This is a genomic window from Candidatus Hydrogenedentota bacterium (assembly GCA_035416745.1).
GTDB lineage: Bacteria > Hydrogenedentota > Hydrogenedentia > Hydrogenedentales > SLHB01 > UBA2224.
In genome coordinates, this window is sequence record DAOLNV010000161.1 from 1 (window position 1) to 3,962 (window position 3,962).

At 58.0% G+C, this 3,962-nt stretch carries 4 protein-coding genes; 2 read left to right on the plus strand and 2 right to left on the minus strand.

Features of this window, described 5'->3' with window-relative positions; translation table 11 throughout:
• The coding region (locus PLJ71_22495; GenBank protein ID HQM51458.1) for an envelope stress response membrane protein PspC at window positions 1-239 on the plus strand (239 nt) is incomplete at its 5' end.
• Between the two features lie 652 nt (window positions 240-891).
• Window positions 892-2,481: a PhoPQ-activated protein PqaA family protein gene (locus PLJ71_22500; protein ID HQM51459.1), complete on the plus strand. Its 1,590-nt coding sequence runs from the start codon at window positions 892-894 to the stop codon at window positions 2,479-2,481.
• Between the two features lie 98 nt (window positions 2,482-2,579).
• Here the strand turns inward: PLJ71_22500 and PLJ71_22505 are convergent, their stop codons facing one another.
• Entirely contained in the window at window positions 2,580-3,113 is a 534-nt protein-coding gene (locus tag PLJ71_22505) for a lipocalin family protein (protein HQM51460.1), read from the minus strand.
• 201 nt (window positions 3,114-3,314) lie between these two features.
• The gene (locus PLJ71_22510; protein ID HQM51461.1) at window positions 3,315-3,671 is read right to left on the minus strand and encodes a GxxExxY protein; all 357 of its coding nucleotides are present in this window, start codon (window positions 3,669-3,671) and stop codon (window positions 3,315-3,317) included.
• Between the last annotated feature and the right edge of the window lie 291 nt (window positions 3,672-3,962).

Sequence of the window (3,962 nt, forward strand, 5' to 3'; positions counted from 1 at the left end):
CCGGCATCTGGCCCGTGCTCGGACTGTATATCCTGGCCGCGCTCCTGATGAAACCTGCCCCCGTCGTGCCGTTCCAGAGTGCCCAGGACGCCGAGTTCTACAATTCCTACACCTCGTCGCGCACCATGGCTCTCCAACGCCTCAAGCGCACCTTCGACAACCTCGACCGCCGCATTCAACGCATCGAGAGCATCGTCACCGCCCGCGACTACGACTGGGAACGCCGCCTGCACGAGTGACCGGCAATCAAACCCGGAACGCCCCTGTTCGAAGCCGGTGAGGCGGGTGACCTCACCAATCCAGAGACAGCGCGCGCCTGGAATCGCCGGGCGCCGTGGGGCATCCCCATGCTGTGTGCCTCCGGGAGGGCATGAAGCGCGCACGCTCACCGGAATACCATAAAACGAACGAACCATGCCGTCCCGAGCGGCATCCGCACAAGAAAATCCACTGCTTTTCAGAAAACGCACCTGATGGTCAAGTATTTATTACCCTGACGGCCGGCGAGTTCAGCCCTCAATGACGACGGAGCTGTCTCATATTGCTGTCAAAAAGTCCTTGACAACATTCGCTTCTCAGCATATCCTGCTTTTGAGATCGGTCATTCACATTTGCTCTTGTGGGGGCGCCGCACGCGTTGAACATGCCCGAAATGTGAACGGAGTCGCGTTGCGGCAAGGGGGTGGGACGACGGGGATGACGGGAGAACCGGGAAGCGGGGATGTCGACTCAGTAACCTGCCATGCTTTGCTCCGCCAAGATCCGTGTCTGCACAGCATAACCGTCTCACGCCATAACGCAGAAAGGGGGAAATGGCGCCGGGCAGTATAGTACTCCGAGTTTCTCAAGACTGAGAAGGCGTTTGGGAAAAACTCCAAGGAGGAACCACCTATGAGACGCGTTATGTTTGTTGCAACAATCGTCGCGTTCATGTTTGTGATGTCTCCCGCATACGCAAACTATCTCATTGTAACCAAGATCGGCGAAGGCACCGTCAGCCCATCCATAGGCTCGCATTACTATGTGTGGTACACAAAAGTCACGCTCAAGGCCACACCGGCCCCGGGTTGGGTGTTTGACCGGTGGGAGGGGGATTTCGAGGGGAAGCCCAATCCCTACACGTTCCGCTCGACAAGCGACAAGTGGGTGAGCGCCATCTTCAAGCCGGCAACGCCCGGCTTGTCGCAGAATGCCTTGGTCGAGTACGTGGGCGCAAACGACCCGAACTCGAGCTTTACCATTATTGACCACGACGACCACACCGGCTGGGAAGGGTACGAGATGATGGTGACCTCTCAGACATGGCGGACCACCGCCGAGGTCGACCGCCCCCTCTGGGAACATGACATGGTGCTGGTTGTCCCCTGGTTCCACGGCGATGAAGTCATTTACCTCATCAACGGCGGCTCCAATCCTTTGAAATATCCGACTCCGGACAGCCTGTTTGCCACGGTGGCCATTGCGCTTGGCTCCTGTTACGCCCAGATTGACCAGATACCAAATCAACCCCTCTATTTCACCGACGAAGTGAATAACGCGCGAACAGAGGACGAGATCCTCGCCTACAGCATGGACAAGTGCCTCACCACGGGCGACTGGAAATGGCCTGTCCACTGCGCCATGGTAAAAGCCGCCGTGAAAGGCATGGACGCCATCCAGCAAACCCGGGACACGCTGGACAAGTTCATCGTCCTCGGCGCCTCCAAGCGCGGGTGGACCACGTGGCTCACGGCGGCGGTTGACCCTCGCGTGGCGGCCGTCATACCGCTCGTGATTGATGTGTTCCAGTTGCCCCAACAGGTGGAACATCACTGGGAAGCGTATGGGCTGTACTCATCCGCGATCCAGGATTACGTTGACTTCGACCTGTTCTGCCGCGCGGCGACGGATCCCCTGGCACCCGATTTGCTGAACATTGTGGACCCCTACACGTTCATCTCGAAGTTCACCATGCCGGCGCTCATCATAAACGGGTCCAGCGACCAGTTCTTCCTGCCGGATTCCTCACGGTACTACCTGAGCGATCTGCCCAATCAGGCGGACATGCGCCTTCGCTATTTCCCGAACAAGGACCACTACATGGAAGGCGTGATAGACGATTACGACAACCTCTGGCAGATCTTCAGTTGGGGGTTCAATCAGGTGTACGGGTATGAGAATCCGTACATCAACTGGACCGTCGACGCCAACGGGGCAATCACCGTGACCACGTCCAAGACCCCCGATTCAGTAAAACTGTGGCAAGCCACGAATCCGACGGCGCGGGATTTCCGCCTGGAAACGGTTGGCCCCATCTACACCAGCACGGATCTGCCCCGACAGAGCAACGGCACCTACATCGGCTATTGCCCGCCGCCGGCTCAGGGGTGGACCGCCTATTTCGTCGAGGCCGACCTCGGCGCCCAGACCTTTACCACGCGAATCTATGTCACACCCGACATCGACCCGTATGATGATATGGGTTGCTGGCCGGCGGACTGACCGTAACAGCCAACAAGGCCGGCGAACAGTAAAACGCCTCGCCCCATGCATCGCAGCACGGGGCGAGGCGCTTATCTGTCACAACGTTCAGCCCCCGGCTATCGGGTCATTTTAAGTACCTTGCCATTGTAAACGAGTTTGTTGTTGATAATTTCAATATAATGAACTTCGTCTGTGCCGTCTTTGTAAATCTTGACCTTGTCCCCTTCGATGGTCCATTTGGCGCGCACATTGCCATTCATTTTCCATTCCCCATTTGCGCCGTATTCAATAACCAGTTGTCCGTTTCCTATCTGCTGGACCTCCTTGCAGCCGGTGAGCGTTTCCACGGTGATCGGCTTGCCTCCAAAGGGGTCGTCCGTCGCAGGCGCTTGTTCAGGGACCGCCTGCGTGACCTCTTCAGGAACTGCCGCGGGCGGTTCTTCGGGAGGTTGCGGCTCGGACGGCGCCGGCGCAGGTGCTTCAACAACGGGCGGAGCCGGAAGAGGCGTCTGGGGCTTTTCGACTCTCGGCGGGTCCGGTTGGGCGGGCAACAGTGCCGGTGTTTCCTCGGACCTGGGCCACCAGACAAGGGCTGCAACGACGCAAACGACCACGGCGGCAATCAATGAGACGACAGCAGTGCGGTTCATATGGTACCCCCTTCCCCAATCTCGATGAGTTCATCACGCTTGTTGAACATGCATAAGAAACGTTACCGTTCAGGTTACTCACGAGAACAAGCGCCGTCAAGAAAGCGGCTCACGCCCAAACCCGGATAACACCACGATTCGGGAAACTCACACAGAGACATAAAGGACGCGGAGGAAATGGAGCCCGCGCCGAAGCGGAATCTACTCAACGTCCCCGCTTATGATGCGGGAAATGCCGTCCCTCGTCAAAGCCTCGCCGAACTTGAGCAGACAGCCGAGTCTGATACCCGTCAACCGCGTATAGGTCAACACCTGCTTATGGTTCGCTTTTGTGACCTTCTCCACGGATTTGAGTTCCACAAGAACGGTATCCTCCACGATAGGGTCTGCACGAAACCCTTCGTCGAACCAGAGCCCGCGAAGCTCGATGGGAATGGGAATTTGCCGTGCCACGCGCAGGCCCCGGGCCTCCAAATCGCGTGCAAGAACCGCTTCGTACACTGTTTCCAACGGCCCGGGACCCGTCTCGCGATGAAGCGCCACCGCGCAAGCCACAATGATGCTTCCTGTCTCATTCTGTTTCGGAGGATTCGATCTTCGTGTTCCCTGTGTCTCCGTGTGAGTTCATTCCTGTCTTTATGGAGACAATAAGGTCCCTCCAGCAGGGGCTTTCCTGTCCGGCGATTGAGGTTACGTCCCCCGCCTGCTTCTGCGGTGCAGCGCGGGAGCTTCACCTCCGCGCCCAATCGTTCCCAATTCGTGCGGCTCGGTTTCTACCCGCCGAGTTTCGATAACGTTTCCCCCGCCTGGATACTGGCCGCCTGGATTTCGTCCGGGTCGGGCATGAGG

Excerpts from the sequence above, each read along its gene's own strand:
- PLJ71_22505 (HQM51460.1), bottom strand. The coding sequence starts at position 3,113 with ATGAACCGCACTGCTGTCGTCTCATTGATTGCCGCCGTGGTCGTTTGC.
- PLJ71_22500 (HQM51459.1), top strand. The coding sequence starts at position 892 with ATGAGACGCGTTATGTTTGTTGCAACAATCGTCGCGTTCATGTTTGTG.